Source organism: Bradyrhizobium sp., assembly GCF_019244115.1.
Lineage (GTDB): Bacteria > Pseudomonadota > Alphaproteobacteria > Rhizobiales > Xanthobacteraceae > Bradyrhizobium.
In genome coordinates this window covers 1-4,101 of the sequence record NZ_JAFATE010000675.1, presented here as the reverse complement: position 1 = coordinate 4,101, position 4,101 = coordinate 1, and the positions used below count along the sequence as shown (strand labels likewise).

The window sequence follows — 4,101 nt, the reverse complement described above, 5'->3', positions numbered from 1 at the left end:
TCGAAATTTTGGCGCGCGAATCCACCAACAGGTGAGCGACCGGTAGGTGAACCATGGCTTTGGCACGCGGCCGCCGCAGTGATGCGAGCATGAATTACTGGCCGGGCTTCGTCGACGCGCTGTCGACGCTGGTCCTGTCGGTCATATTCCTGCTCACCGTGTTCCTGGTGGTGCAGTTCTTCCTGTCGCAGGAGGTGACCGGCAAGGACAAGGCGCTGGAACAGCTCAACGCAAAAATCCAGCAGCTCAGCGAAATGCTCTCGCTGGAGAAACTCGGCAAGCTCAATCTCGACGACACCGTCGCGCAATTGCGCGCGGGCCTCGTCTCCGCCGAGGCCGAACGCGACCGCATCAAGGGCCTCTATGAGGGCCTGGCCGGTGCCGGCAATGATGCCGCGGGACGGACGAGCGAGCTCAACAAGGCGCTGGAGTCGGAAAAGGGGGTGTCGGCGCGCGCCTTCGCGCAGATCGAGGTGCTGAACCAGCAGATCAGCGCGCTGCGCCGGCAGCTCGCGGCGCTCGAAGAGGCGCTCGACGCATCGGAGCGGCGCGACAAGGAATCGCAGAACCGGATCGCCGATCTCGGCCAGCGCCTCAACGTCGCGCTGGCGCAACGCGTGCAGGAATTGTCGCGCTACCGCTCCGAGTTTTTCGGGCGGCTGCGCGCCATCCTCGGCAACCGGCCCGACATCCGCATCGTCGGCGACCGCTTCGTGTTCCAGTCAGAAGTCTTCTTCGACACCGGCCAGGCGATGCTGCTGCCTGAGGGCCGCACCGAGCTCGACACCGTCGCCAACGCGCTGCTCGAGCTCGACAAGAAAATTCCCGGCGAGATCGCGTGGGTGCTGCGGGTCGACGGCCACACCGACGTCAGGCCGATCTACAGCTCCGGCTTCAAGTCGAACTGGGAACTGTCGTCGGCGCGCGCGATCTCGGTCGTGCAATATCTGATCTCGAAGGGAGTCTCGCCGCAGCGGCTGGTCGCCGCCGGCTTCGCCGAGTTCCAGCCGCTCGACACCGCGCAGAGCGAAGATGCCTACCGCCGCAACCGCCGCATCGAGCTGAAGCTGACAGAACGCTGAGTGGCCGTGACGCGTCGCGCTGTCGCGCGGTGCAATGCACGCCGCAGTTAAACGCGGCGGAACAGGACGCCGATCGTGAGCACGACATAGGCGATTGCGAGCAGGTCGAACACATGCGACGTGCTGATGATCGGCATGGGCGCGTGCGTATAGCGCACCAGCATCGCGATCAGCGCCAATACCAGAGAGATCGAAAAGATGAGCAGCGATGGGGGCGTCAGCACAAACCCGCCGCGGCGATAGGCCATGGTCGTCTCCCGTTCCGGTCTGGTACGCAGCCAACGATGCAGCGGAAAACGTACCGGGGTCCGGAAAGGTTGCACCCCAGGCTGCCCATTTATCGCGCAAGCGGAGGCTTACGCCCCCTCGAACTGCAGCCGCGCCAGCCGCGCATAGAGGCCGCCCGCGGCGACCAGCTGACCATGCGTGCCCTGTTCGACGATGCGGCCGTGCTCCATGACCAGGATGCGGTCGCAGGACAGTACGGTCGCGAGGCGGTGCGCGATGACCAGCGTGGTGCGGTGCCGCATCAGCTCTTCCAGCGCGGTCTGTACCAGGGTCTCGCTTTCGGCATCGAGTGACGAGGTCGCCTCGTCGAGCAGCAGCAGCGGCGCATCGCGCAGGATCGCGCGCGCGATCGCGATGCGCTGGCGCTGGCCGCCGGACAACGTCACGCCGCGTTCGCCGAGCTGCGCCTCGAAACCGCCGGGGAGGCGGCGGATGAACTCGGTGGCGTGCGCGAGATCGGCGGCGCGCTCCACCTCGGCATCGGTGGCTTCGGGCCGGCCGAAGCGGATGTTTTCGCGCGCGCTCGCACCGAACACCACGGAATCCTGCGGCACCAGCGCTATGCGCGCGCGCAGTTTTTTCGGATCGGCCGACTTCACCGGCACGCCGTCGAACGCGATCGTCCCCGAGCTGCTATCGTAGAAACGCAAGAGCAGATGGAACAGCGTGCTCTTGCCGGCGCCCGAGGGGCCGACGATCGCGACCTTCTCGCCGGCCTTCACCGAGAAGGAGACGTTGTCGATCGCCGGCAGGTCCGGCCGCATCGGATAGTTGAAGCTGACATTCTCGAAACTGACATCGCCGCGCGCTGGCTCCGGCATTGGTTGGGCCAACACCGGTTGGGTGATTTCGGGCGCGACGTCGAGCAGCTCGAACAGGCGCTCGGCCGCGCCGGACGCCGCGGACACCTCGCCCCAGACTTCGCTGAGCTGACCGAGGCCCGCGGCCGCGAACGCCGTATAGAGCACGAACTGGCCGAGCCGGCCCGGCGTGATCGAACCGGTCAAAACGTCGTGCGAGCCGACCCACAGGATCAGCACCACGCTGGTGAAGACGATGAAGATGATGATCGCGGTCAGGACGCCGCGCGCCTGTGTAGAGGTGCGGGCGGCCTCATAGGCCTGCTCGACCTCGTTGGTGAAACGCGCGTTGGCAAGCCGTTCGCCGGTATAGGCCTGCACGGTGCGGATCGCGACGACGAGTTCGGAGGCGTAGGCGGAGGCATCTGCCAGCGTGTCCTGGGCGTTGCGCGACAGTCGCCGCACCCAGCGGCCGAATGCGACCAGCGGCAGCACGATCAGCGGAATGGCAAGCAGCACGAAGCCGGAGAGGCGCGGACTCGTGATCACCATCATGCTCACGGCGCCGATGAACAGCAAGAGATTGCGTAGCGCGATCGAGACCGAGGCGCCGGCCGCCGACTTGATCTGGGTGGTGTCCGCGGTGAGCCGCGAAATCAATTCGCCGCTGCGGGCGGTATCGAAGAAGGCCGGCGACAGCGACATCAGATGCGAGAACACGTCGCGCCTGATGTCGGCGACGATGCGCTCGCCGATCGTCATGACGAGGTAGTAGCGGGAGGCGCTGGCGAGCGCGAGCACCGCGACCACCGCGATCATGACGCTGAAATAGCTGTTGATCAGCGCAATGCCTCGCGGCGTGAAGCCAAAATCAATCATCCGCCGCACTGCGATCGGCACCAGCAGCGTGGTGATGGCGGCGACCGTGAGCGCGACCAGAGCGAGAAGTGCTCGGCCGCGATAGCGCGCGATATAGGGCGCTAGCGCCAGCAGCGGCCTCAGCCGCATGCGGCGCTTGTCCGGAGATGCGATTTCCGCTGCCGCAGACGCGGCGGACACGGCGACCAATTCGGGCTCCGCCGGTTTGACATTCTGCCCGTCTTCGAGCCGCTCAACTGCACTCATGCGCCGTCCTGACCACCTATCGTCTCATTGCCCCCGAGATAGGCCGCACCGGCGTCAGTGGCAATTCCGGCTTCTGCCCAGTGCCTTGCGCCTGTTTTGCAGCTTGTTTTGAGGGAGTGGCTACGTTATAGAGCGCGCAATTCCGTCCACTTTGAGATGTCTCAAGAGAAGCGCGCCGACGCGCGAGGATACGTCATGAAAGCCGAAATTCATCCGAATTATCATATGATTACGGTCGTCATGACCGACGGCACCGAGTACCAGACCCGTTCGACCTGGGGCAAGGCCGGCGACAAGCTCAATCTTGACATCGACCCCAAATCGCACCCGGCCTGGGTCGGCGGTGCCCAGCAGATCCTCGATCGCGGCGGCCGTGTCTCGCGCTTCCAGAAGAAGTTCCAGGGCTTTCTCAAGAAAGATTGATTCGCTCGTCCGTCAGGGGCCATGCGGTCCGACGCCGGATGTCCGCGTCCAGAATCAAAACGCCCCTGCCAAGCAGGGGCGTTTTTGTTTTTCCGCCTCAGGTGGTCTTCTACCGATGCGAGGCTAGCGCCGACCTTTCCAGGTCGTCATGGCCGGGCTTGTCCAGGCTTGGCCCGGCCATCCACGTCTTTGATGCAGCAAGGAAGAAAGACATGGATGCCCGCGACAAGCGCGGGCATGACGAGTCCTGGCCGAGGCTGTTTGGTATTACTGCTCGAACGCAGCTTTCAGCCGGTTGAGCTGGGGCACCAGGGGATTGCCGATGGTGGTGCGCTCGGGCGGCGGAGCGTGGATGGTGGTGTCGAGCCGGCGGACCCGCGATT

At 64.9% G+C, this 4,101-nt stretch carries 4 protein-coding genes and 1 pseudogene; 2 read left to right on the top strand and 3 right to left on the bottom strand.

Annotated features, from left to right (window positions below):
- Nucleotides 1-53: 53 nt before the first annotated feature.
- Nucleotides 54-1,082, top strand: coding sequence for a peptidoglycan -binding protein (locus tag JOZ76_RS29335; RefSeq protein ID WP_291704667.1), 1,029 nt, complete (start codon nucleotides 54-56; stop codon nucleotides 1,080-1,082).
- A gap of 47 nt (nucleotides 1,083-1,129) precedes the next feature.
- Here the strand turns inward: JOZ76_RS29335 and JOZ76_RS29330 are convergent, their stop codons facing one another.
- Entirely contained in the window at nucleotides 1,130-1,330 is a 201-nt protein-coding gene (locus JOZ76_RS29330; RefSeq protein WP_291704665.1) for a hypothetical protein, read from the bottom strand.
- 108 nt (nucleotides 1,331-1,438) lie between these two features.
- Nucleotides 1,439-3,295, bottom strand: a complete 1,857-nt coding sequence (locus JOZ76_RS29325; RefSeq protein WP_291704663.1) for an ABC transporter ATP-binding protein/permease — start codon at nucleotides 3,293-3,295, stop codon at nucleotides 1,439-1,441.
- 195 nt (nucleotides 3,296-3,490) lie between these two features.
- Here JOZ76_RS29325 and rpmE point away from each other — a divergent pair, with 195 nt between their 5' ends.
- Nucleotides 3,491-3,718, top strand: coding sequence for a 50S ribosomal protein L31 (gene rpmE, locus JOZ76_RS29320; protein ID WP_291704661.1), 228 nt, complete (start codon nucleotides 3,491-3,493; stop codon nucleotides 3,716-3,718).
- Between the two features lie 267 nt (nucleotides 3,719-3,985).
- On the opposite strand, the pseudogene JOZ76_RS29315 reads toward rpmE, so the two are convergent.
- Nucleotides 3,986-4,101, bottom strand: a pseudogene (locus JOZ76_RS29315) (DUF1465 family protein); the annotation flags it as partial.

Bases quoted from the DNA above. Each gene is read 5' to 3' on its own strand.
- JOZ76_RS29330 (WP_291704665.1), bottom strand. From the start codon at position 1,330: ATGGCCTATCGCCGCGGCGGGTTTGTGCTGACGCCCCCATCGCTGCTC.
- JOZ76_RS29325 (WP_291704663.1), bottom strand. From the start codon at position 3,295: ATGAGTGCAGTTGAGCGGCTCGAAGACGGGCAGAATGTCAAACCGGCG.
- rpmE (WP_291704661.1), top strand. From the start codon at position 3,491: ATGAAAGCCGAAATTCATCCGAATTATCATATGATTACGGTCGTCATG.
- JOZ76_RS29335 (WP_291704667.1), top strand. From the start codon at position 54: ATGGCTTTGGCACGCGGCCGCCGCAGTGATGCGAGCATGAATTACTGG.